Origin of the sequence: Hymenobacter siberiensis (genome assembly GCF_018967865.2) — a bacterium.
Taxonomy (GTDB): Bacteria; Bacteroidota; Bacteroidia; order Cytophagales; family Hymenobacteraceae; genus Hymenobacter; species Hymenobacter siberiensis.
Window position 1 is genome coordinate 801,678 of sequence record NZ_JAHLZY020000001.1, and the last position, 22,544, is coordinate 824,221.

Sequence of the window (22,544 nt, forward strand, 5' to 3'; positions counted from 1 at the left end):
GGTCTTTTGCGGATACGGGGCGCTACATTCAGGCGGCTGAGAACCTGTGGCGGTATGGGGAGCTTTATGCTCGGCCCTGGCCTGCGATAGTACCCAGTGGGCAGGCGGTGCAGGAGTTCACGATTCGGCCAGTTGGTTATCCGCTGGTTATACTAGGCTTGGGAAGCGCTACCGGGCACCCGGCAATGCTGCTGGTGCTTCAGAATATGCTTAGTCTGCTGAGCTTGGGGGTGGTATTGAGGTGGTGGGGGCGATGGGCAAACCCTGGCTCTTTGGATTGGGCGCTGGCAGTAGGGGCGGTGTTAACTTTTCCGGCTCAGCTTATCTATGCGAGTTCTGTGATGAGTGAAATGCTGCTGCAAACGGCAGTACTCGGTATCGCTATTTCAGCTTTTGCGTTTACTCGTTCTTGCCGACTGCGGTATTTTGCGGCCGGGGTGGTGGCGGTGGTGGCGGCTTTGCTGCTAAAACCAGTTTTTTATCCGTTGGCATTTGTGGTTACGGTGCTGGCGGTAGGGGTGGGCTGGCGCTACCGCCGTTTGGCAGTGGTGGTCATTGGCCTGGTCCCTGTGTTGGTGGTGGGGCTGTACATGCAGTGGAACCAGCAGCGGACAGGTTATTTTCATTTTTCGAGTATTGCGGAAATTAATTTGCTGCAGTACAATGCAGCGGGGGTGGTGCGGCAGATTGCCGGACCGGAAGTAGAAGAAAAATGGGTGACGCAGGTAATAGAGCGGGCTAATGCGGCATCGGATTTTGCGACGCGGCAGCATTTTATTCAGGCCCAGGCGGGGGCAATGCTGACGGCGCATCTCGACTTGTATGCGCGGCAACATGTGCAAGGGATGGTTGCGTTATTCCTGGACCCTGGCCGTTTCGATTTGAGTCAGCTGCTGGGCTGGCCACCGCCTGCCGGAGGCGGCTTGCTGAATCAGGCGCGGCAGGGCCGGCTGTGGCAGGCTGCTACAAGCCTGCCTTGGGGGCAACTGGCACTATTGGGGATAATATTGCTGGCGAACGTAGCCCGATTGGGGTTTGCCGTGCGCGGTTTTCATCGGTTGCAACACGGTAGTGATGCGATGCGCTACGGACGCTGGGTGGCAGTGGGGCTGTTGCTGTACGTGGCGGCCCTGACTGGCCCCTTGGGGGCAGCTCGGTTTTTGGTGCCGGTGTGGCCACTGCTGCTGGCGTTGGCATTGGTGGGGCTCCGAGGGCCACAGCCGTTAATGCAAAAGAAAGAAGGCTAACCGGGGTACGGTTAGCCTTCTTGCAGAAGAAAACGACTCAATGTAGAAAAATACTTGCGTGTTGCTAGGCGAATTTGCGCTCAATGAGCTTCAGGAGCTTGTTGACATGCTCTTCCTTGCGGCTCCAATCGTAGCGCTGCGAAAGGTCGGTATTGACGTAGGCACGGGCCTGGTCGATGGCGGGCAGGGAATCGAGGTGCTGAATAGCGGCGTGGTAATCCATGTTTTCACCATTGAACAGCTCGTTGATGAAGCTAAAGCGCTGGTTAATGGAAATGGCTTCGCGCAGTGTATCAACTTTGGGGCCTGAGCGCTCGGCCAGCGTAGCGGGAGCCGACGTGGCGCGGAGCGTTTCGGCTAAAGGAGAGGCAGCTTGCTGGCCGGCTTTCAGCTTTTCGTGCAGGGGAACGATGGCGGAATCAACCGTTGGAAGCGGCCGCGTTGGCGGTCCGGCGATTGGCGCAGGCTTGGGCACAATTGGCGCGGGTGGTTCCGGCAGCTCTTCCTTGGGGGCCGCAACGAACGTGGGGGGAGCTACAGGAGCCGAAACCGGGGCCGGCTCCTTGACCCGTGGGGGCGTGGCGGCAACGGATACCGGGCCATCCTCAAGCAGGTCGGCAGTGGTGAGGGGCAAAAGCGTGCTGAGCTCGGTGACGAGCCGCTGGATGGGCTGATGGGCCTTGTAGTTAGCGGTGCGGTAAAGCTCGAACCGATGCGCGAGGAAATCGCGGCTGAGGTCGTCGCTAACCGGTAGGCTATCAATAAAACCCTGGTAAAAAGCTTTGTCGATGTCGATGTAGCGCAGGTTATCGCGCAGCAAAGCCAGGGTAGGCTTTTCGGTATTGCCGAGAAGCAGCCGCTGGAAGCCGCCCGTAGGGTCGGCTACCATGCCAAGGGTATCGGTGGCGGCCTGGGCCAACAGGGGCTCAAAAGTGGCGCGGTTCAGGCTGATGTGCCGCGAAAGCACATTCATGAACTGGGCCAGAGCGGCCTGCACCGGGGCAGCCTCAAAGTCAAAATAGGTACTGCGCAGGCGGGCGGTTTCGGCCTGCCATTGGCCCAATAGCTGGCGGATAACCAATAAGTTGAGCTGGCGAATGGGCGTGAACTTGAGCACGGCCGGGCCGTCGATGGTGGCAGTGGGCTGGGTACCAAAATGCTGGTCGCAGAGCCGGGCGGCCAGGCGGCGGCCATACTGTGCACACTTGGCGAGGCTATATTTGTCGTTCATAAAAAGGCCGGGTTTCGGTGGCCCAAGTTAGGCACAAATGGCCCTGTTGACGATTGAAAACTTGCCCGGCGCGGCCGTGAACGTACCCGCCGGGGCCACATTGCTGGCGGCTTTGCAAGCTGCGGGCCACGACTGGATGCACGCCTGCGGGGCCAAAGGGCGCTGCACTACCTGCCGCGTCCAGCTGCGGGCGGGCCAGGAAAACCTGAGCCCGCTCACGGTGGCCGAGCTGCGCTACCAGGCGGCCGGCCGCCTCCTGCCCAATGAGCGCCTGACCTGCCAGGCCCAACTGCCCATGGGCGATGCCACCGGCTGTGTGCCCGAGGCAACGCAATTGCCCCACGTGCGGTACGGCGAAGGCCTGGCGGCCGATTGACTGAAATATTGGCTGGCCCGCGCCGGCAGGGAAAGGCAGGTGGTCAGGGCGTTTGCTGATTTGGGGGCAGGGGCGGTGAATGTGGCGGGCATCGCCCTTGGTGGTTCGTCCCTAACTTTAGGATTCAAAACCACCCAAGCCCGTCCGTATTTTGTTTATTGAACCTCGCGTCGGAAACCGCCACAATGCCCCCCGCCGGGGCTGGATTGAAGTGGTGTGTGGCTCCATGTTTTCGGGCAAGACCGAAGAACTGATTCGCCGCCTCACCCGTGCCCGCATTGCCCGGCAGCGGGTCGAAATTTTTAAGCCTGCGATTGATACGCGCTACCACGCCGAAGATGTGGTGAGCCACAACGCCGCCCGCATTCGCTCGACGCCGGTGGCCATTGCCTCGGAAATTCTACTGCTCGCGGCTGGGTCCGACGTAGTGGGTATCGACGAAGGGCAGTTTTTCGACAGCTCGCTGGTAAACGTATGCGAGCAGCTGGCTAATAATGGTATCCGCGTTATTGTAGCCGGGCTCGATATGGACTACCTGGGGCGGCCCTTTGGCCCCATACCAGCCCTGCTGGCCACGGCCGAATACGTGACCAAGGTGCACGCCGTGTGCGTGTGCTGCGGCGAAATTGCTTCGTATTCCTATCGCATCGCGGCTAGTGCCAGCCAGGTGCTGCTGGGCGAAACCGACTTGTACGAAGCCCGCTGCCGGCCGTGTTTTCTGGAGGGTATGCAGGCCAAGGAACCCACACCGGAAGCCCGCCCAGCCGCTGCGCACTAAATTTCGGGGTGTAGCGTTGGCAACGGCGGCCCTGCTGCTTTCTATCCTTACTTTGAGCTTTTGCTGAGCGTATGTCCCACTTTTTCCGTTGTTTGCTGGGGTTAACCGGCTTTTTTCTGTGTGCGAGCACAGCTTTTGCCCAGGGCCCGGTTGGCTACGGCGACTGGCAACTGCACCTTCCCACCAACCACCCCTTAGTGCTGGCCGATGCGGGCGGCCGGCTGTATGTAGCCACGGAAAACGCCTTTTATTTTCTGGATAAGACCCAGAATACCACCCAGGTGCTTTCGCGCCGCGACGGGCTGAATGACGTAGCAGTGACGGCCTTGGCCTACGATTCGGTGACGAAGCAAACGGTGCTGGGGTATCGCAACGCCAATATTGACGTTCTGCGGCCCGATGGTAGCGTGCGCAATATCAATGATGTGCTGCGCAAACTGGGGCAGGGCGGGATTCAGGCCGGCAACAGCCCAATCAACCGGATATCAATCAGCAATGGCAAAGCATACGTTTCGGCTACCTTCGGCGTGGTTGTCATTGATTTAGTAAAGCTTGAAATAACGGATACGTACAGCAGCATTGGTCCCGGAGGGACAACTGTGAGCGTGTACGATGCCGCTTCGACGGGGACCTATCTGTACCTGGCCACCTCGGCAGGCCTGCTACGCGGGGCACTAACCACCAACCTGCTGGACTACCGCAACTGGACCCTCTCGCTACCCGTGCCGCTGAACCCCGGCGCGGCGATATACCGGCTATTAGCGGTTTATGATGGGCAGGTGTATGTGGCAATCGACGGCGCGGGCGTGTATAAAGTCGTTGCAAATTCCTGGCAATCGGTTCCTAATACCTACGCGGGGTCGTTTCGCAGCTTACGCACCAGTGGCATTGGCGTGCTGGCCATTGATGACAATGCCGGAGTGCGCCGCATTGACCGCAACGGCGCGGTAACTACCGTGGTGCCCGCCATAACGGGGTATGCGCAAGATGTAGTGCGCGCCCGCGATGGCAGTTACTACGTGGCGAACTACGAAAAAGGCCTGCAAAGGGTGCAGGCCGGCACCGGCAGGGTTACCGACTCGTTTGTGGCCAACGGGCCGGCAAGCAGCCTGGCGTTTAGTTTGCTGGCCGATGCCCATGCGAATACTGTCGACGTATTCACCGGAGGCTACAGTGAGCGTTATACTCCTAACTACTATCAGTCAGGATTCTACGAATACAATGCTGGGCAATGGAGTAACTTTAATCCGCCGAAACTGCCCGGTAATTCAAGTTCAATCCCGTATTTGCTGAGCCCCGTGCGCGGGAGCCGCACGCCCGATGGTACCTTATACGTGGGGGCCTATGGCGGGGGGCTGCTGGAATGGAAAGGGCCTGACCAGGTGCGGCATTTCGGTGAAGGCCTCCCGACTGGTAGCCCACTCATTGGCACGTTTGGGCTGGGAAATAATCGGGTTGAGGTAACGGATGTAGCAGCAACCTCGGAAGGCAAAGTGTGGGTAGTGAACCGGCATTTGCTTCCCGGTAGCTCGGGATTGTTTATACTGGACCCTGCTACGACCACCTGGCAGGTTATTCCATGGGTGCCTCATCTGCAGGAGCTTGAGCGAGTTGCCCTCGATGACAACGGCTACGCCTGGGTAACTGTATCGCGCAAAACAGACCCCTCCGGCACCGGGCCTGCTATTGGCATTTACGCGGTAGACCCCGCCATTACTCAATCCAATCCACCGCGCCTGTTTACGTCCGCGACCGGTCTGCCCGATAATCAGATTTACGAGCTGGCGAAAGACCGGCGCGGGTACATGTGGGCGGCTACCATTAAAGGCGTGGCCGTGTTTAGTGACCCGAGCGGCCCGTTCCTGTCCCCGGCCGGATTCACGCTGCCGGTGGTGCGGCGCGGGGAAGGCACGGGCTTTCCGGCGCTGTTTAGCGAGGCCGTGCGGACGCTGGCCGTGGACGGGGCCGACCGCAAGTGGTTCGGGACCGATAATGGCCTATGGCTGTTTAGCCCCGATGCCGACGAGGCCCTGATGCACTTCACTACGGCCAACAGCCCGCTGCCTTCCAATCGCATTGTGGACGTGAAGGTGAACGACAAGACCGGCGAAGTATGGGTGGCCACCGATGCTGGTGTGGTCGCCTACCGGGGCTCAGCTACCGTAACCGAAGGTGAGCCGCACTGCACGGCCGTATTCCCTAATCCCGTGCGGCCTGATTTTCAGGGCACAGTTGGAATCAGCGGCTTGGCTAATAATGCGTTGGTGAAAATTACCGACGTGGCGGGCCATCTCGTGTATGCCACCACGGCCACCGGCGGGACCGTTGCCTGGAACCTGACCATGCCCGATGGCCAGCGTGTGCGGTCGGGCATTTATCTGGTGCTATCGTCGGACGCCGATGGCAAAAACGGCTGCGTGAGCAAAGTAGCCGTCCTTAGCAAATGAGTTGAGCGTGTGGGAAATGTGGAAATCTGGGAAACGTGGAAATGTGCCAGTTGCAAGCCAGTTGAAAATCTCCACATTTCCACATTTTCCATGTTTTCACATTAATAAAGCATGCTGATTAAGACGCGGGGCATTGTCCTCAGCTACCTCAAATACCGCGAAACGAGCATTATCGCCCGGGTGTACACCGAGCGGCTGGGCGTGCAGACCTACGTGGTGAATGGCGTGCGCAAGGCCAAGCCGCCGGGGCGCATAGCCCTGTTTCAGCCCTTCACGCTGCTGGAGTTGGTGGCCTACGTGGCCCGGGGCAGCAGCGGCCTCACGCGGCTGTCGGAGTTCCGGTGCGCCGAGCCCTTCCAGACGCTGCCTTACGACGTGCACAAAAGCAGCGTGGTGCTGTTTCTGTCGGAAGTGCTGGGCCGGGTCGTGCGCGAGGAAGAGCAGAACGAAGCGCTGTTTAAATTTCTGCACGATTCCATCCTGGACTTTGACCGGCAAGCAGCGGGCAGCGAGAATTTTGCGCTGGGGTTTCTGCTGCAACTGACTGCTTACCTGGGGTTTGGCATCAGTTCTGGCAGTGAACTGACCGACCAGGTGATTATGGCGGGCCACGCGGCCACTGCCAAGGGCGTGACCGGCCCGGCCACGCTGCGGCTGCACGAGTTCGATGGCTATTTCGACGAGCTGTTGCGCGCCCCCGCCACCAGCACCATCCCCAACGGCCGCGTGCGCCATGAGCTACTGAACGTGCTCATCCGCTACTACCAGTTGCACGTGGAGCAGATGGGCGAAATCCGCTCCCTGGAAATCCTGTCGCAGGTTCTCAACTAAAAAAAGCTGTCCTGTGCTTGTCAGAAACCAGTATGCCGGTAGGCGTCTGGTTTCTGACAAGCACAGGACAGCTTTTTTTAAGCTTAACGGCTTAATCCGGTTATTTGAAGTCAACCAGTTCCACCTCGAAGCGGAGCACGGCGTTGGCGGGAATGTCGGCGCCGGCACCGCGGGGGCCATATGCCAGGGGCGACGGAATGAGCAATACTGCCTTGCTGCTTTTGTTGAGCATAGCAATGCCCTGGTCCCAGCCCGGAATTACCTGGCCCTGGCCCAGCACGAAGGAAATGGGCTCGTTGCCGTGCTTGGCCGAAGAGTCGAACTCCTGCCCCGTGGCCAGCACCGTGCCCCGGTAAAGCACGCGCACCGTCTGGCCGGTTTTGGGCGGCAGGCCGGTGCCGAGCTTCTTGAGGATGTAATAGGTGCCGCCCGTCGTTTTCTTGGCAGTGGCCTTGTTCTTTTTCAGGTAGGCCTGAATGGTAGCCACGTCCTTGGTCATTTGTGCGGCGGCCAGTGCCTTGCCCTGCCGGACGCTTTCTTCCTGCAGCTTCTGCTGGCGGGCCGTCATTTCGGCCATCGTCACTAGCTCGCGGGCGCTGGCCAATACGACCAGCTTGTTGCCGCTCCGGCGCAGAAACGGCGGTACGGGCTGGCGGAAGGTTTTCGCAAACACGGTATCGGCCGGGAAGCGGAAGATGGCGCTGTCGCCGGGCAGCAGCAGGCCCAGGGCTTCCTCCAGGCTGCCGGAGGTAACCTGCGCGGGCAGAGCCACCGGCTGGGGCAGCGGCTGCAGCTGGCGCGAGTTCATAAGCACCGAGTCGCGGCCCGTACGGAATTCCATGAATACCGTCAGGACCTGGCCGGCCCGGCTGGCGTAGGGCGCATCGGTGGGCGCGAGGGCGCGGGGCTGATAGTGCCCGGTGGCATCTTTGCGGAAGAGGCGGTACTCCGTGCCTGCGGGCAGGCGGGAGAAATCAGTAGCCGGCGCCTGTGCCTGCGCCACCTGGGCTAAGCTAAACAGGGCCCCTAACGCGGCAAAAAACAGATTTCGCATTGTTCTAAGTAAGGTTCTGGAAGGATGAGCGGCCGCATGAAGTCTTACCGGACGCTCATAACCTGCAACTCGAATACCAGGTCAGTATCGGGAGGAATTAAGTAATGAGATTCATCGTCGGGGTCGCGCACGCCGGCTGCGCCGTAGGCTAGCGCGGCCGGTATCCAGGCGCGCACCCGGGATCCCACGGGCAGCAGGGGCAACAATTTGTCCCAGCCCGCGATGACTTCCTTGCGGCCCACCCGAAACCGCACCGGCCCACCCGAGGCGGCCGTCGCGTCAAAAATATGGCCGTCGGGCAGGAAACCGGTGTAGCGCACGGCTACGCGCTGGCCAGGCCGGGCCAGCGCCCCCGTGCCACGCTCCCGAAAAATAAAACGCACCCCGCCCGGCGTAAACTGCGGAGCGAGGTGCGCGGTATCGGGGCTGGCTCCGGTGGCGGAGACAATGGGCGTAGTGGGCACGGCCGGCTTGGGGCATCCTGGGCCTGGGCTGCCGGGCCGCTAAGCAGCAGCAAGGCCAGCAGGCTGCCTATTCCCCGCGCGATTCCCGTGGTGCCGTGCATGGCAGACTTAAAATACTTCGAGGATTTCTACGTCAAACATCAACGCCGAATCGGCGGGGATGGAAGCTGAACCGGTGGGGCCGTAGGCCAGATAGGAGGGAATAAGCAACAACTTCCGGTCGCCCTGGCGCATCAGCAACAAGCCTTCGTTGAAACCGGGAATAGCCCCGCTGCCACCCGTGAATACCACACAGCCACACTGGGTATGATTCTCCGAGGAATTATCGAAAATAGTACCCTGTGGATAGTTGGGGTTGCCATACGAAGCCGGGTAGCCCGTGGAGGCCGGGTGCGCGCCGTTGCTCAGAAACCGCCCGATGTACTTCACACGCACCTGCTTGCCCGTGGTAACGGCCAGGCCGGTGCCCGCCACGCTGTCCACCACGTACAGGCCGGAGTTGGTGCGGCGGGCTTTTTTCAGCAGATTACGCTTGTCCAGATACTTATGAATCGTATCCTCGTCGATGATTTTCAGCTGATTCTGGTGTTCAGCCACCTGCTTCTGGTAGGTCGTTTGCGAGTTGCAGCTCCAAAGGGCCGGAGCGGCGAGCAGCAGGCAGGCACCCAGCACCAGGTGGTGTGCACGGAGCAGAATTTTATTCATGGCGAAGCGGATAAAAAGATTCCGACCAACGGAGCCCGGGCAATAGTGCCGTGCCGCCCGTTGGCCGGAATCAGTAACAGTAAGAAGGATTATTGAACGTCAACAAGTTCCACTTCAAAGCGCAGGGGCGCATTGGCGGGAATGTCGGCCCCGGCCCCACGCGTGCCATAGGCCAGCGCCGAAGGAATGAGCAGAATGGCGCGGCTGCCCTTGTTGAGCAGGGCAATGCCCTCGTCCCAACCCGGAATTACGGCACCCTGGCCGATGGGGAAGTCAATGGGCTTGCCGGCTTTGTCCGACGAGTCAAACTGCTTGCCGCTGAGCAGCGTGCCGTTGTAGTTCACGCTCACGGTCTGGCCGGCTTTGGGCGTAGCGCCGGTGCCGGGCTTCAGCACCTGGTAGTAGACGCCCGATGGCGTTTTCTGCACGGTGAGGCCATTTTTCTTGATGTATTCCTGCAGCAGGGCATCGTCCTTTTTCATCTGGGCCTGCACGGCCGGCTCGGCCAGGGCCTTCGCCTGGGCGTCTTTCTGGGCCTGCATCTGCTTGGCGTACTCGGGCGAGGCCATGCGCTGCTTCAGCTGGGCGGCCATGGCGCGCTTTTGCAGCTCGGGCTGCATCGCCTGAGCTTCTTCCTGCGTGATGAGCTTGTTGGTGGTCGATACAAACATCTGCACCACGTTGCCGCCGCGCTTCAGGAAGGGGGGCACGGGCTGGCCCGACTTGGGCTTGATGAGCGAATCGACCTGGAAGCGGAACACGCCGCTGTCGCCGGGCTGGAGCATGGACAGGGCCTCGTCGGGCATGCCTTTCTGCTTCAGCTCCTGCAGGGGCAGGGGCACGGGCATGCCCACGTCGCGGCGGGTGTTCTGAAGCACCGAGTCCTTGCCGGTGCGGTACTGCATGTTGCCGAGCAGAAACTTGCCCACGCGGTCCTTGTAGGTCGGGTCGCCGTCGGGGCCGATTTCGCGCCGCTCGTAGCTGTTTCCGACTTTTTTGAAAATCTTGTACTCGATGCCGGACTTGGTCTTGGCAAAGTCACCCCCGCCTTTGTTGCAGGCGGTGAGGGAAGCGAAGCTCAGCACGCCGGCCGCCAGGGCCAGCTGCCGCGCAGAGCGGGAGGTAAAACGCATGAAAATTAAAAAAGTGAGGGTCAGATACGGTTCAAAGTTACGCCACTGGCGGCGCTACGGCAGCGGGTACGCCCGTTAATTGTTCCTTGTATTCGGGCAGGATGCTGAGGAAGCGGTCCACGGTTGCATCGAGGGGCAGGTAGCTGATGCCGCCGGAGGCATTGTGGTGCCCGCCGCCGTCGAAATGCCTGCGCGAAAAGTCGCTGACAGAGAAGCTGCCCACCGAGCGAAAAGAAATTTTGACGGCCACGCCGCGGTCAATGAAAACCGCCGCGAAAAGGATGCCCTCAATGCTCAGGGCGTAGTTTACCAGGCCTTCGGTGTCGCCAGTTTTGCTCTGGTACTGGCGCAGCTCGTCCTGCGTAATGGCGATGTAGGCCGTGTTGAACTCGCGGTTCACCACCAGCTTATCCTTCAGTACGAAGCCCAAAAAACGCAGGCGGATTTCGGAGTGCGAGTCGTAGATGCGACGGTGCACCGACGAGAGGTCGATGTTCACCTTGAGCAGCTCGGCAATAATCAAATGCACGTTGCGCGAGGTGCTGGGGTGGCGGAACGAGCCCGTATCGGTCATAATGCCCGCGTACAGCGCCTCGCCCATGCCCTTGGTGATTAGGTCCTGATGGCCCAGGTCGCGGATGATTTCAAAAATCAGCTCAGCCGTAGCGGCTGCCGTGGGCACCGAGAACGTGATGTCGGCAAAGTCCTCGGGCTCCTGGTGGTGGTCTACCAGCACCTTGGTGGCGCTGGCCACCCGGATGTATTCGCCCAGCTCATTGATGCGGCCCAGGCAGCTAAAATCGAGGCAGCAGATAACCTCGGCGCGGGCAATGAGGTCGCGCACCTGCCGGTCGTTCCGGCGCTTGTCGTAAACAACGACTTCGTCGTTGCCCTCCATCCAATTGAGGAAGGCCGGATAATCGGACGGCGTGACCACCGTGACGTGGTGGCCCTGCTGCTTCAGATACCCGGCCCAGGCCAGTGACGAACCCAGCGCGTCGGCGTCGGGCTTGTGGTGGGTGGTAATAACAATCTGTTTGGGCTGCGCCAGCAAGGCTTGCAGCGCGGAAATGGAACTAGACATCGACAACGTGAATGGCCCGGAAACGGAACTGAGGGCCGGTGGCTTACGAATAATTGGGGCGGCAAAAGTCGGCATAAATCCGTTCTCAACAACGCACTGCCTGCGGAAGGTTCTCTTCAAGTATCTCAACGGCGGGTAGAACCCGGCCAAAGCAACCCGTGCGCTTTGTTGCTACTTTTGTGGCTCAATACTTTTTTCAACCCCCACTCTCCCCCGACCAACGCAATGGCCACCAACCGCACATTCACGATGATTAAGCCCGATGCCGTTCAGGAAAACCACATTGGTGGCATCCTGAGCATGATTGAGGCCGGCGGCTTCCGTATCGTGGAGCTCCAGAAACTCAACCTCAGCGCCGAGCGCGCCGGCCAGTTCTACGCCGTGCACGCCGAGCGTCCGTTCTACAACGACCTCGTGAAATACATGTCGAGCGGCCCCATTGTGGCGGCTATTCTCGAAAAAGAAAATGCTGTAGCTGATTTCCGTACCCTCATCGGCGCTACCAACCCGGCCAACGCCGAGGAAGGCACCATCCGGAAAAAGTACGCCAAGAGCATCGAAGCCAACGCCGTGCACGGTTCGGATTCGGACGAAAACGCGCAGATTGAAGGCGAATTCTACTTCGGCAACAAGTAATTCCAGCCGCCGCAAGGTAGCAAAAAGCCCGCTCTGCGCATGCAGAGCGGGCTTTTTCTTTATACCAAAAGCAGACTGTTTTTATACTAATCTTGTATTGTTGAGCTTTTTTTAGCGGCTGAAACCAATGCGTTTGCCATTGGCCTCCAGCTCGGTAAAGGTATTGGGCTCGCGGTTGTAGAGCTCGGCCAGGGAAGTTGGCTCCGTAATGGGGTCGGTCAGGCCCAGCGTGGTGCTCAGGGCCTGGGCCTTGTTGGCCGCCAGGGGGCCAAAATGATAGGCCGCAATGAGCCGGCCCTTGCGCAGTAGGGCCTTGTCGATGCGCGAAAGCTCGGTGTTGAACGTGCAGATAATCTGAATGTGGAAGCCGTCGGACAGCAGGCCGTCGGACAGGTTCAGCAGGTTGCTCACGGCGTTGCCGCCGGGCCCATCGCGCTTGGTTAGCAGCTCCTCGGCATCCTCAATCAGCAGGATGGAATTGGTGTTGTCGTGGAGCTGGTTGATGAATTCGGGGTCGGCGATGCGGGCCGCCAGATTGGGCGGGATGAACAGCTTGGGCTTATCGGTGAGGCCGCAGAGGTGGCGGATGTAGCTGGTTTTGCCGTTGCCGGGCGGGCCGTAGAGGATGATAATGCCCTTGTCGTTGGGCTTCTGCAGGCGCTGCACAATGGTTTCGTGGGCGGGCAGCAGGTCGTCGTTGTAGTGCGTGGCCAGATTCAGCGCCGGAATGGTGATGGGTAGGGGGCTGAACTCCAGGTCGCCGGTACTGAGGCGCAGCACCTGAATGCGCTTGCGCTCGACTTTGCCGGTTTCGAGGTGGGCCGTGAGCAGGGCGCGCAGCTGGGCCAGCAGGGCCGGGTCGGTCTGGGGTGAATAGTAGAGCTGGGCCGCCTGGTCGCCGTAAATGCCGCGGTCGTAAAACCACAGCAGCACGTGCGGGGCCAGCGTCAGGGCTTGGTACTGCAGCTCGGGAGCCTTGCCCACTTCCTCCACGTACACCGATTGCATCACGGTGGCGCGGTCCAGGTCGTGGGTTTCGGCAAGGGCGGTGAGCACAACCTGCCGTGCCTCGGTAGAGGCCAGCTGGTAGATTTCACGGCGCGGCAACGCGCCGAAAGTGGCATAGAACCACGCCACGGGCTGAAAGCCCTGGTGGGTGTAGCTCAGCGATAGATCGGGGGCAGGAGGGGTAAGCGAGGGCGTCATGCCAGATGCGAATGCTTGAAAAAGGCCGGCCGGCTAGGCTTGCTCAACGGAGAGCAACGGCGCGACGTGCGAGGAGTCTTCGACCGGCTGGGTGGTGTGCTTATGCTTGAAAATAAGTACGAACAGTACCGCGATAACCAGCGAGTACCCCGCAAACGTGAGCCAGATGCTGTGCCAGTCCTTCACGCCATTAGCATCGGTGAAGTAGTGCTGGATGATGAGGCCGCTGAGCGAGCTGCCCAGCACCGCTCCAAAGCCGTTGGTCATCATCATAAACAGGCCCTGCGCGCTGGCCCGAATGCTGGGCTGGGTCTGGGTTTCGACGAACAGCGAGCCCGAAATATTAAAGAAGTCGAACGCCATGCCATATACGATGCACGAGAGGATAATCATCCAGAGGCCCTGGCCGGGGTTGCCGTAGGCAAATAGGCCGAAGCGCAGCACCCAGGCAATCATGCTGAAGAGCATCACCTGCTTGATGCCGAAGCGGCGCAGGAAGAACGGAATGGCCAGGATAAACAGGGTTTCAGAAATCTGCGAGATGGACATGATGATGGCCGGATACTTCACCGTGAGGGTGTTTTTGTAGGCCGGGTTCTGGTCGAAATCGTGCAGGAAAGTGTCGCCGTAAGCATTGGTAAGCTGAAGGGCGGCACCCAGCAGCAGGGCAAACATAAAGAAGGTGAGCATCTTGCGGTCGCGCAGAATGGCGAACGATTTAAGCCCCAGAATTTCTGCCAGGCTCTGGCTCGAAGAATTGGCCGACTGCGGCGGGCACTTAGGCAGCGTGAAGGAATAGAGACCCAGCGCGAAAGCTGCACCAGCCGCCACATAGAACTGGCTGGCCGACTTTTCGAAACCCAGCAGGCTTACCGTCCACATGGCCACGATAAAGCCGATGGTGCCCCAGACACGGATGGGCGGGTAGTCCTTCACTACGTCGAGCCCTTCGGTTTTCAGTACCGAAAACGACACGGCGATGGACAGCGAGAGCGTGGGCATGTAGAAAATCATGTTCAGCAGGATAACCCAGAAGAACGTGCCCGGGTCCGTCACCATCGGGATGGTGCAAAGCGTGATGCCGCCCAGAATGTGCAGGATGCCGTAGAGCTTTTCGGCGTTCACGTACTTATCGGCCACAATGCCCATGAGCGAGGGCATGAAGATGGAAGCAATGCCCATGGTTGAGAAAATGGCCCCAAACTGGGCACCAGACCATTGCTTCGTTTGAAACCAATAAGCGCCAATGGTAATCAGCCACGAGCCCCAGATAAAGAACTGGAGGAAACTCAGGACAGTAAGGCGCAGCTTCGTATTCATGCGGGAACGGGGCAAAAGGGGTGGGATATGACGAATGCAGGCGCGGCGCAGGGGCCACGACCGTCAAAGATAAATAAAAAAGCCCCTGCGAAGCGCCCGGTTGGGGGCGAGCTTCGCAGGGGCTTGCATTAGCCGTTGGGGGCCGTTTTACGCCTCGTAGGTGGGCGAGAACGTGCCGGCGGGCTGGCCATCGGCCGTGGGGTAGTCGGTGTAGCCGTCTGCAAAGCCGTTAGGGCCGGGGGAATAGTAAGAAGCTTGGTCACTCTCGGACAGAGGCTGGCCAGCTTGCAGGCGCTCCACGAGGTCGGGGTTGCCGATATAGGCGATGCCGAAGGCGATGAAGTCGGCGCGGCCGGCGAGGTTGGCTTCGGTGCGGGCCAGGTCGCGGTAGCCGCCGTTGTAGATGACGGGGCCGGTGTAAGCGGTGTGGATGCTGTCCAGCACGTCGGCCGGAATGTTGCTCGTGCCCACGAGGTGCACGTACACCACGCCGATTTTTTGCAGCTCGGCGGCCAGGTAGGCGTAGGTTTCGGCCATTTCGGGGTAGGCCCCCATGTCGTTGAAGGTGCTGCCCGGCGAGAGGCGCACCCCGGTGCGGTCAGCCCCGATTTCGGCAGCCACGGCGCGGGTTACGTCGAGCACGAAGCGGGTGCGGTTCTGCACACTGCCGCCGTATTCGTCGGTGCGCTGGTTGCTGTTCGGGTTCAGGAACTGCTCGGGCAGGTAGCCGTTGGCGCCGTGAATTTCTACGCCATCAAAGCCAGCTTCCATGGCCAGCTTAGCGCTGTGGGCGTACTGCTGCACCACTTCGGCCACTTCTTCGGTGGTGAGGGCACGGGGCACGGGCTGGTCCTGCATTTGCTGCTGGTCGGTCCACATCTGGCCTTTGGCCGCGATGGCCGAAGGAGCTACCCCCTCGGCCCCTTCGGGCAGATTGAGCGGATGGAACACGCGGCCGGCGTGCATGAGCTGAATAAAAATGTGACCGCCGTGGTGGTGCACGGTTTCCGTCACGCGCTGCCAGTTGGTCACCTGCTCCGGCGTGAACAGGCCGGGAATGCGGGCGTAGCCCAGGCCATCGGCCGAGGGCGACACGCCTTCCGAAATGATGAGGCCGGCAGTGGCGCGCTGGCGGTAGTATTCGGCCATCAGCTCATTGGCCTCGTTGCCCAGGGCGCGGCAGCGCGTCATGGGAGCCATTACGATGCGATTGGTAAGGGTGAGCGGGCCGAGTTGGGCGGGCTCAAAAGCTTTGCTTGACATAAGTTCGATTGAATTGGCGGGGTGCGCAAGCCGCCGGGTAAATAAGGCGCGGTGATAAAGCAGGTACGTACACGAATTGTTTTCGGCTGAGTTTCGCCAGCGAAGTCGACAATAAAAAAAGGCCCGCCTCCGGTGGGAGACGAGCCTTTTTCAGTAAAAAAAGCCTTAGCTGCTGAGACTATGCGGCGTAGGCGGCGGCAAAGCGTTTGTTCACTTCATCCCAGTTGATGAGGTTGAAGAAGGCGGCGATGTAGTCGGGCCGGCGGTTCTGGTATTTCAGGTAGTAGGCGTGCTCCCACACATCGAGGCCGAGGATGGGCATGCCCTTGCAGCCCGACTCGGGCATCAGCGGGTTGTCCTGGTTCGGGGTCGAGCAGATTTGTACCGAGCCGTCGGGCTGTTTGCACAGCCACGCCCAGCCCGAGCCGAAGCGCGTAGCACCGGCTTTGCTGAACTCTTCCTTGAACTTATCAAATGTGCCAAATGCCGTGGTGATGGCTTCGCCCACCGCGCCGGTGGGCTGCCCGCCGCCGTTGGGCGAGAGGATGGTCCAGAACAGCGAGTGGTTGTAGTGGCCGCCGCCATTGTTGCGCACAGCTACCGGGGCTTTGGCAATGTTGTGCATGATTTCCTCGATGGACTGGTTCTCCATTTCCGTGCCCGCGATGGCCGCGTTCAGGTTGGTCACGTAAGCCTGGTGGTGCTTCGTGTGGTGGATTTCCATGGTCTGCGCGTCAAACGTGGGTTCGAGCGCGTCGTAGGCGTACGGGAGTTTGGGAAGTTCGAAAGCCATAACTGAAAAAGGGGTTGGGTTAGTGAAAAGAGAAGGAAAGGGTGGTTTTTAAACCGGCGGCTGCCCGCATAGTTGCGTTGGCCAGTAGTTAGGCTTCAAAAGTAGATTATTTTCGCTTCATACTGAAAAACTGCTGCATCAATTTGGCACAGGCATCGGCCTGCACACCACCACGCAGCTGCGTGCGCCGATGCAAAAGGGCCCCATGCCGTCGAAAACCCACTTTGGGCTCCTCCGCGCCAAACACCACGGCTTTTAATTGAGCCCAGTAGCTGGCCCCGGCGCACATCACGCAAGGCTCGATGGTGACGTAGAGCGTGCAGTCGGACAGGTACTTGTTGCCCAGGTAGTTGGCGGCGGCCGTGAGGGCCAGCATTTCGGCGTGGGCGGTCACGTCGCGCAGGCGCTCGGTCTGGTTGTAGCCGCGCCCAATTATTTGGTTTTCAAACACCACTACGGCCCCGATGGGAATCTCATCGGCGGCTAGGGCTTTTTCGGCCTCGGCCAGCGCCTGAGTCATAAAGTATTCGTCGGGGGCCAGCACTGCTTATTTCTTCATTACGATGGCTCCCATCACGGCCTGGGCCGTGGGCTGCCACTGGGCCTGCTCCTCGGCCGGGGCCACGAAGGTGAAGACGTAGAGCTGCGTGCCCTCAATGGCATACTGCACGGCCTGGTAGCGCTTGATTGGGGCCAGCTGGCTGCCGGTGCGCCGGCTGTCGGCCACGGTCGAAACGAGTTCGAAATAGATGAAATCGCGCCCGTTCACGGTTCGTATATCTTCCTTGATGAAATCAACCTTGGTATAAAGCCGCTGAATGCTGGACTTGTAAATCTTAATCAGCACGCCGTAATCGAAGCTTTCGAACGTGGTGGGGCGCACGGCTACGCTAAAATCCACGCGCCCGCTGGGGTTGGAAAACACGGCCAGCGGCTTGCGCGGCGACGGATATTTCACGGCAATGCCGTCGTCGGGCAGGGGCGCGAAGCCCGCTGGTACGCCCACGCTCAGCGTCGAAGCCAGCTTCACGGTGGTGAGCTTGGGCGCGGGGCCGAAAGACGTGAGGGCAAAAAGTAACAGCAGCAGCGAAGCGAATTTCATAGCAGACAGGGAATGGTAACAATACAAAAGAACGTCATACAAAGAAAGAACGTCATGCCGAGCGCAGTCGAAGCATCTCGCGTGCAGTAGTAACCAAACAGTTGAGTTACTAACACCAGAGAGATGCCTCGGCTGCGCTCGGCATGACGTTCTGAAGTATTTCAAACTCCGCTTAGCGGCGAACGGTGGGGTACTTGATGCGGACCTTCTTCCAGTACACGTAGTTGCCGGTTTTGGCTTCTACGAGGTAGGTGCCGGCCGGAATCTTGCCCAGGTTCACGGGCGCGCCGGTGTTGTTGGCGGGGTCCAGGTCAGTCTGGTACATCACCTTGTTCTTGTAATCGGTCATCACCAGCGTGCCGGCCTTGGTGAATTGCTGCGTGAAACTCAGCAGAATATCAGTCGAGTTCGGCTTGGGAAAAACGTCGATGCCCGACAGCGTTTCGATGCGCTTGATGGGGCCATCGAGCGTCACGGCATCGCCCGTAGACTTTGATTTGATGACAGTGCCCGAGGCATCCGACTTGCTCTTGGTTTTGATTTTGGTTTGGGCCTGCGCGGAGCCGGCTACTAAAAGGGCGGCGGCCAGAGCGAGAGCGGGAAGAAATTTCATGGGTATTTGAAGGGATTGAGAAGACAAAGGAACGTAGCTACGGTCTGCCTTTGCATACTCCGTACCAAAGTTTGGGTTTCGCCCCGCCCGCGTAGTGGCTACCTTCGCGGTGGATTCATCTAATAGTTATCAATTACCATTTAACAGGGCATTCCCCAGGCATCCGGCTCACCCTCGTGTACCGCAAGCCACCAGCTGTTACGTGAAAGGCGATGATTGTTAAATGTTAAATTGTTAACTGTTAATTGCCAAGATGCTACGTACCCACACCTGCGGCGAGCTCCGCGCCGAACACATTGGTCAAATCGTCACCCTTTGCGGCTGGGTGCAGCGCACCCGCGACAAAGGCGCCATCCTCTGGGTTGACCTGCGCGACCGGTACGGCCTCACCCAAATCACCCTCGAAGAAGGCCAGGAGGCCGAAGCTGTGCGCGAAACCGCCCGCCACCTCGGCCGCGAGTTCGTGCTGCAAGTGACCGGCAAAGTAGCCGAGCGCTACTCCAAGAACGACAAAATTCCGACCGGCGGCATTGAAATCCGCCCCGAGAAAGTCGAGATTCTGAACCCCGCCAAACTGCCGCCCTTTCTCATCGAAGACGACACCGACGGCGGCGACGACCTGCGGATGAAGTACCGCTACCTCGACCTGCGCCGCACCCCCGTGCGCAACAACCTCATGCTGCGCCACAAAATGGCCCAGGCCGTGCGCCGCTACCTCGATGGCCAGGAGTTTATCGAAGTCGAAACGCCCGTGCTCATCAAGTCCACGCCCGAAGGTGCGCGCGATTTCGTGGTGCCCTCCCGCATGAACCCCGGCGAGTTCTACGCCCTGCCGCAGTCGCCCCAAACGTTCAAGCAGCTGCTCATGGTATCGGGCTTCGACCGCTACTTTCAGATTGTGAAGTGCTTCCGCGACGAAGACCTGCGCGCCGACCGCCAGCCCGAATTCACGCAGATTGACTGCGAAATGGCCTTCGTGACCCAGGAAGACATCCTCGACATGTTCGAGGGCCTGGTGCGCTACCTGTTCAAGGAAATCAAAAACCTCGATTTCCCCACTGTGCCCCGCATGACCTACGCCGACGCCATGCGCGACTACGGTAACGACAAGCCCGACACCCGCTTCGACATGAAGTTCGCCGACCTCACCGACACCGTGAAAGGCCAGGGCTTCCCCGTGTTCGACAGCGCCGAGCTGGTGTTGGGCATCAACGCCGCCACCTGCGCCGCCTACACCCGCAAGCAGCTCGACGAGCTGACTGACTTCGTGAAGCGCCCGCAAATCGGTGCTACCGGCCTCATCTACGCCCGCGTGGAGGCCGACGGTGTGGTGAAATCATCGGTCGATAAGTTCTACTCGCAGGAAGAGCTGCAGAAGTGGAGCGCCGCCTTCAACGCCAACCCCGGCGACCTGCTGCTGCTACTGGCCGGCCCCGAAGCCAAAACCCGCAAAGCCATGAGCGAGCTGCGCCTCGAAATGGGCCAGCGCATGGGCCTGCGCAACAAGGAGGAATTCTCGCCGCTGTGGGTGGTCGATTTTCCCCTGCTCGAATACAGCGAAGAGGAAAACCGCTACTTCGCCATGCACCACCCCTTCACCTCGCCCAAGCCGGAAGACCTGGCTCTGCTCGACTCGCCCGCAACCATCGGGCAGGTTCGCGCCAATGCTTATGACCTGGTAATCAATGGGGTAGAAGTGGGCGGCGGCTCCATCCGCATCCACGACCGCGCCGTGCAGGCCCGCATGTTCTCGCTGCTTGGCTTCACGCCCGAAGAAGCGCAGGCCCAGTTCGGCTTCCTACTCGATGCCTTCGAGTACGGCGCACCGCCCCACGGCGGCCTCGCCTTCGGCTTCGACCGCCTGTGCAGCCTCTTCGGCGGCTCCGACAGCATCCGCGACTTCATCGCCTTCCCCAAAAATAACTCCGGCCGCGACGTGATGATTGACTCGCCCTCGCCGATTTCGGAGGTGCAGCTCAAGGAACTGAGCATTAAAACGGACGTGGTGGCGAAGTAGCCAATGAAGAAAAAGCCCCGCTTCAGCAAAAAGCAGATTGCTTACGAATACGAAATTGGCTATTCGCAAAGTGCGATTCTGTTCAATTTTGTGTTCGGAGTGCCGCTGTTATTCGGAAGTTTGGTTTTAACTTTTTGGTGGAGGGCATTGGCCTTGCTGTTTCTGTCAGCTACTGGGCTTTTCATGGTTTGGCGAGCTGTAAAAATGCTCCGCAACCAAGGCCCGCAACTCAAGATTGGCTACCAGGGAATCTGGACGGTAAAATCAAGTCATTTGCCTTGGACTCGGGTAATGGCCGTAATCAAGCAAAGCACTGGATTTCGTGGCGGTGTGACAGAGCATCTGGCAATTGTCAATCGATTCAATCCACACTTTGATATTGAACAAATCTGGATTGACCAGTTGGATGTCGATATTCGTTCGCTTCGCGTGTATTTGAAAAAATGCGCGTCAGGCCAGACGTAAGAATCATTGCAACAGCAGCGGCGACTGATACTTCAGTCGCCGCTTTTTATTTGGAGACTATAGCCAGAACCAAAAATCGATTTTGCAGCACTCACCCCCCGGATTCCTGCGTTCACCGGGCAACGCTCAGGGTTGAACGAAGGCCGAAATCCGACCATGCCCCAGTCGAGTAGGTTTGTTTCAGTTAAGCACCGTACCACTCGCATCCATGACTAAACTATACATCTTCGCCGCCGTTTTCCTGTTCTGGAGTGCTCTTGCTGCCTCGCTTATGCAGGTGCAGCTGGTGGTTTCGCCGATGCACAAGCTGCGGGTGCCTACCTACCGTTCCATGCCCATCCGCTCGACGGTAATCGCGCAGGTGCAGGGCATTTCGACTACCGCTACTTACAATTAATACCAGTCTGGCCGGGATATTCGGCCCGGTTAGGTGATTACTCAGGTGATTGTTATTTGTTGAAGTGCTAGGACTTTAAAAATTATCTTAGGACTTACGCAGTTGAAATACCAACCAACTGAAAAACAGCAGTATAACAAATATACGTCTTGAATGCAAGTCGTTGATTTTCAGGTTACACAGCTTTTTAAGTGCGTAAGTCCTATATCTATTAAAAAGCGCCGTCTCCTCACTGGGGGCGGCGCTTTTACATTGTAGCAAATACGCGCCAAAATGTATTACGATGCAGTAGGGCAGGGCCCGGAACCAGCCACGTTGCTTCGGAGGTACTTATGTTTGCGGCCCCTAATTGTCAGTCACGCTAAAGGTTATGTTTACGGAAGCAGATTTGGAAGCGCTGGTGCCGCAGAAGATTTTCGAGCGGGGCAGTGCCTATTACTATGATGACAACGCCGTGGGCCGCATCAGCCGCACCGGCGACACCTTCAAGGCCAGGGTGGAAGGCACCGAAACCTACCGTGTCGAGCTGACCATTCGCCCCGGTAAGCCGCCGAAAATTTATTGCGACTGCCCCTACGACTACGGCGACGTGTGCAAGCACGGTATCGCCCTGGGCCTGGCCGTACTCGATTGGTTTGGCGGCGGCGACGAAACCAAACCAGTCCCCGAACCCGCCCCGCTGACTAAAAAAGCCCGCCGCGCCCACCTGCTGTCCGCCGCCTGGATCCGTACCAGCGACCGGGAGCGGCTGGCGTTTCTACAGCAGCTCCTGTTGCAAAAGCCCAAGTTGCTGCGTCGGTTTCTGAAGGCTTTCGAGTTCGATGAAGCCTTATTGCTGGCGGCCACAGCCCGGCCGCCGTCGGCTGCTCCCAAGCCGCGCGGCCGCCGTCCCGCGCCGCGCCGTCCGCTCACCTTCGTGGAACAAGCCCATGTCCTCATCAACGGCAACAGGCAGCCAGAGCTCCTGGCGCTGCTCCTGCCCCTGGACTGGGTGCGCGAGCCCCAGCCATTCAACACCCAGGCTTGGCCCTACCTGCTAGCCGAATCGGCCCGTGCCCAGCCCGAAGCTACCTTCGATGCGGTAATGGAGCGGTTTGAGGGCTACCTGAATAACCAGTCATTGCGCGGCAGCCCGCTCTACTATTTCATCGCGACGTGTTTGAGTAGATTGGTATCGCTGCCAGCCCTGGGGGAGCAGGTGCGGCTATTCGCTTCAGAATTGATGCAGCAGTACCGGCGGCTTTCCTCGCTGCATCAGGCCCTGACTACGGCCGGATTCTTCCCCATTAAGAATGAGCTGGATACCGGCCTGCCACCCAAAAAGCGCGGCCGTCAGCCCAAAAATTCTGCGCGCTAAAAAGCAAAAAGAGCATCCGGCCGGA

23 protein-coding genes are annotated in these 22,544 nt (G+C 59.3%); 10 read left to right on the top strand and 13 right to left on the bottom strand.

Annotated features, from left to right (window positions below; genetic code table 11):
• Positions 1–272 precede the first annotated feature (272 nt).
• Positions 273–1,247, top strand: coding sequence for a hypothetical protein (locus KQ659_RS03445; protein WP_216690290.1), 975 nt, complete (start codon positions 273–275; stop codon positions 1,245–1,247).
• Positions 1,248–1,311: 64 nt separating this feature from the next.
• Here KQ659_RS03445 and KQ659_RS03450 read toward each other — a convergent pair whose 3' ends face one another.
• Positions 1,312–2,478 carry a hypothetical protein gene (locus KQ659_RS03450; RefSeq protein WP_216690289.1) on the bottom strand — a complete coding sequence of 389 codons (1,167 nt, stop codon included), beginning with the start codon at positions 2,476–2,478 and terminating at the stop codon, positions 1,312–1,314.
• A 37-nt stretch (positions 2,479–2,515) separates the two neighbouring features.
• Here KQ659_RS03450 and KQ659_RS03455 point away from each other — a divergent pair, with 37 nt between their 5' ends.
• The 4 genes from KQ659_RS03455 (at position 2,516) to recO (ending at position 6,910) form a co-directional block, all read left to right on the top strand.
• On the top strand, positions 2,516–2,854 hold the full coding sequence (locus KQ659_RS03455; protein ID WP_216685327.1) for a 2Fe-2S iron-sulfur cluster-binding protein: 339 nt from the start codon (positions 2,516–2,518) through the stop codon (positions 2,852–2,854).
• A gap of 151 nt (positions 2,855–3,005) precedes the next feature.
• Positions 3,006–3,632, top strand: a complete 627-nt coding sequence (locus KQ659_RS03460) for a thymidine kinase (RefSeq protein WP_216690288.1) — start codon at positions 3,006–3,008, stop codon at positions 3,630–3,632.
• A 71-nt stretch (positions 3,633–3,703) separates the two neighbouring features.
• A complete protein-coding gene (gene porZ, locus KQ659_RS03465) occupies positions 3,704–6,079 on the top strand; it encodes a type IX secretion system anionic LPS delivery protein PorZ (RefSeq protein ID WP_216690287.1) in 2,376 nt (791 codons plus the stop codon).
• Positions 6,080–6,190: 111 nt separating this feature from the next.
• Positions 6,191–6,910, top strand: a complete 720-nt coding sequence (gene recO, locus KQ659_RS03470; protein WP_216690286.1) for a DNA repair protein RecO — start codon at positions 6,191–6,193, stop codon at positions 6,908–6,910.
• A 100-nt stretch (positions 6,911–7,010) separates the two neighbouring features.
• Here the strand turns inward: recO and KQ659_RS03475 are convergent, their stop codons facing one another.
• The 5 genes from KQ659_RS03475 to KQ659_RS03495 form a co-directional block, all read right to left on the bottom strand.
• Positions 7,011–7,964 (bottom strand): FKBP-type peptidyl-prolyl cis-trans isomerase, encoded by a 954-nt coding sequence (locus KQ659_RS03475; RefSeq protein WP_216690285.1) that lies wholly within the window; start codon positions 7,962–7,964, stop codon positions 7,011–7,013.
• A 44-nt stretch (positions 7,965–8,008) separates the two neighbouring features.
• Complete coding sequence (locus tag KQ659_RS03480) at positions 8,009–8,428, bottom strand: FKBP-type peptidyl-prolyl cis-trans isomerase (protein WP_216690284.1); 420 nt, start codon at positions 8,426–8,428, stop codon at positions 8,009–8,011.
• 108 nt (positions 8,429–8,536) lie between these two features.
• Positions 8,537–9,133, bottom strand: coding sequence for an FKBP-type peptidyl-prolyl cis-trans isomerase (locus KQ659_RS03485; RefSeq protein ID WP_216690283.1), 597 nt, complete (start codon positions 9,131–9,133; stop codon positions 8,537–8,539).
• Between the two features lie 89 nt (positions 9,134–9,222).
• Positions 9,223–10,266, bottom strand: coding sequence for an FKBP-type peptidyl-prolyl cis-trans isomerase (locus KQ659_RS03490; protein WP_216690282.1), 1,044 nt, complete (start codon positions 10,264–10,266; stop codon positions 9,223–9,225).
• 37 nt (positions 10,267–10,303) lie between these two features.
• Positions 10,304–11,350, bottom strand: a complete 1,047-nt coding sequence (locus tag KQ659_RS03495) for a DHH family phosphoesterase (protein WP_216690281.1) — start codon at positions 11,348–11,350, stop codon at positions 10,304–10,306.
• Positions 11,351–11,575: 225 nt separating this feature from the next.
• On the opposite strand from KQ659_RS03495, the gene KQ659_RS03500 reads away from it, so the two are divergent.
• Entirely contained in the window at positions 11,576–11,986 is a 411-nt protein-coding gene (locus KQ659_RS03500; RefSeq protein WP_216690280.1) for a nucleoside-diphosphate kinase, read from the top strand.
• Between the two features lie 111 nt (positions 11,987–12,097).
• On the opposite strand, the gene KQ659_RS03505 is transcribed toward KQ659_RS03500, so the two are convergent.
• The 7 genes from KQ659_RS03505 to KQ659_RS03535 form a co-directional block, all read right to left on the bottom strand.
• The gene (locus KQ659_RS03505) at positions 12,098–13,192 is read right to left on the bottom strand and encodes an AAA family ATPase (RefSeq protein ID WP_216690279.1); all 1,095 of its coding nucleotides are present in this window, start codon (positions 13,190–13,192) and stop codon (positions 12,098–12,100) included.
• A 33-nt stretch (positions 13,193–13,225) separates the two neighbouring features.
• Positions 13,226–14,512 (bottom strand): nucleoside permease, encoded by a 1,287-nt coding sequence (locus KQ659_RS03510; protein WP_216690278.1) that lies wholly within the window; start codon positions 14,510–14,512, stop codon positions 13,226–13,228.
• 147 nt (positions 14,513–14,659) lie between these two features.
• The gene (locus KQ659_RS03515; RefSeq protein ID WP_216690277.1) at positions 14,660–15,775 is read right to left on the bottom strand and encodes an alkene reductase; all 1,116 of its coding nucleotides are present in this window, start codon (positions 15,773–15,775) and stop codon (positions 14,660–14,662) included.
• A gap of 178 nt (positions 15,776–15,953) precedes the next feature.
• Complete coding sequence (locus KQ659_RS03520; protein WP_216690276.1) at positions 15,954–16,568, bottom strand: superoxide dismutase; 615 nt, start codon at positions 16,566–16,568, stop codon at positions 15,954–15,956.
• A 106-nt stretch (positions 16,569–16,674) separates the two neighbouring features.
• The gene (locus KQ659_RS03525; protein ID WP_216690275.1) at positions 16,675–17,088 is read right to left on the bottom strand and encodes a nucleoside deaminase; all 414 of its coding nucleotides are present in this window, start codon (positions 17,086–17,088) and stop codon (positions 16,675–16,677) included.
• Positions 17,089–17,115: 27 nt separating this feature from the next.
• Positions 17,116–17,670, bottom strand: a complete 555-nt coding sequence (locus KQ659_RS03530; RefSeq protein WP_216690274.1) for a hypothetical protein — start codon at positions 17,668–17,670, stop codon at positions 17,116–17,118.
• A gap of 172 nt (positions 17,671–17,842) precedes the next feature.
• On the bottom strand, positions 17,843–18,283 hold the full coding sequence (locus KQ659_RS03535; protein WP_168673533.1) for a T9SS type A sorting domain-containing protein: 441 nt from the start codon (positions 18,281–18,283) through the stop codon (positions 17,843–17,845).
• 253 nt (positions 18,284–18,536) lie between these two features.
• Here KQ659_RS03535 and aspS point away from each other — a divergent pair, with 253 nt between their 5' ends.
• The 4 genes from aspS to KQ659_RS03555 all read left to right on the top strand — a co-directional run bounded on the left by aspS (position 18,537) and on the right by KQ659_RS03555 (position 22,519).
• Positions 18,537–20,300 carry an aspartate--tRNA ligase gene (aspS, locus tag KQ659_RS03540; protein ID WP_216690273.1) on the top strand — a complete coding sequence of 588 codons (1,764 nt, stop codon included), beginning with the start codon at positions 18,537–18,539 and terminating at the stop codon, positions 20,298–20,300.
• A gap of 3 nt (positions 20,301–20,303) precedes the next feature.
• Positions 20,304–20,765, top strand: coding sequence for a hypothetical protein (locus tag KQ659_RS03545; protein WP_216690272.1), 462 nt, complete (start codon positions 20,304–20,306; stop codon positions 20,763–20,765).
• 208 nt (positions 20,766–20,973) lie between these two features.
• Positions 20,974–21,162, top strand: a complete 189-nt coding sequence (locus tag KQ659_RS03550; protein WP_216690271.1) for a hypothetical protein — start codon at positions 20,974–20,976, stop codon at positions 21,160–21,162.
• A 370-nt stretch (positions 21,163–21,532) separates the two neighbouring features.
• Positions 21,533–22,519 carry an SWIM zinc finger family protein gene (locus tag KQ659_RS03555; protein ID WP_216690270.1) on the top strand — a complete coding sequence of 329 codons (987 nt, stop codon included), beginning with the start codon at positions 21,533–21,535 and terminating at the stop codon, positions 22,517–22,519.
• The last annotated feature ends 25 nt before the right edge of the window (positions 22,520–22,544 follow it).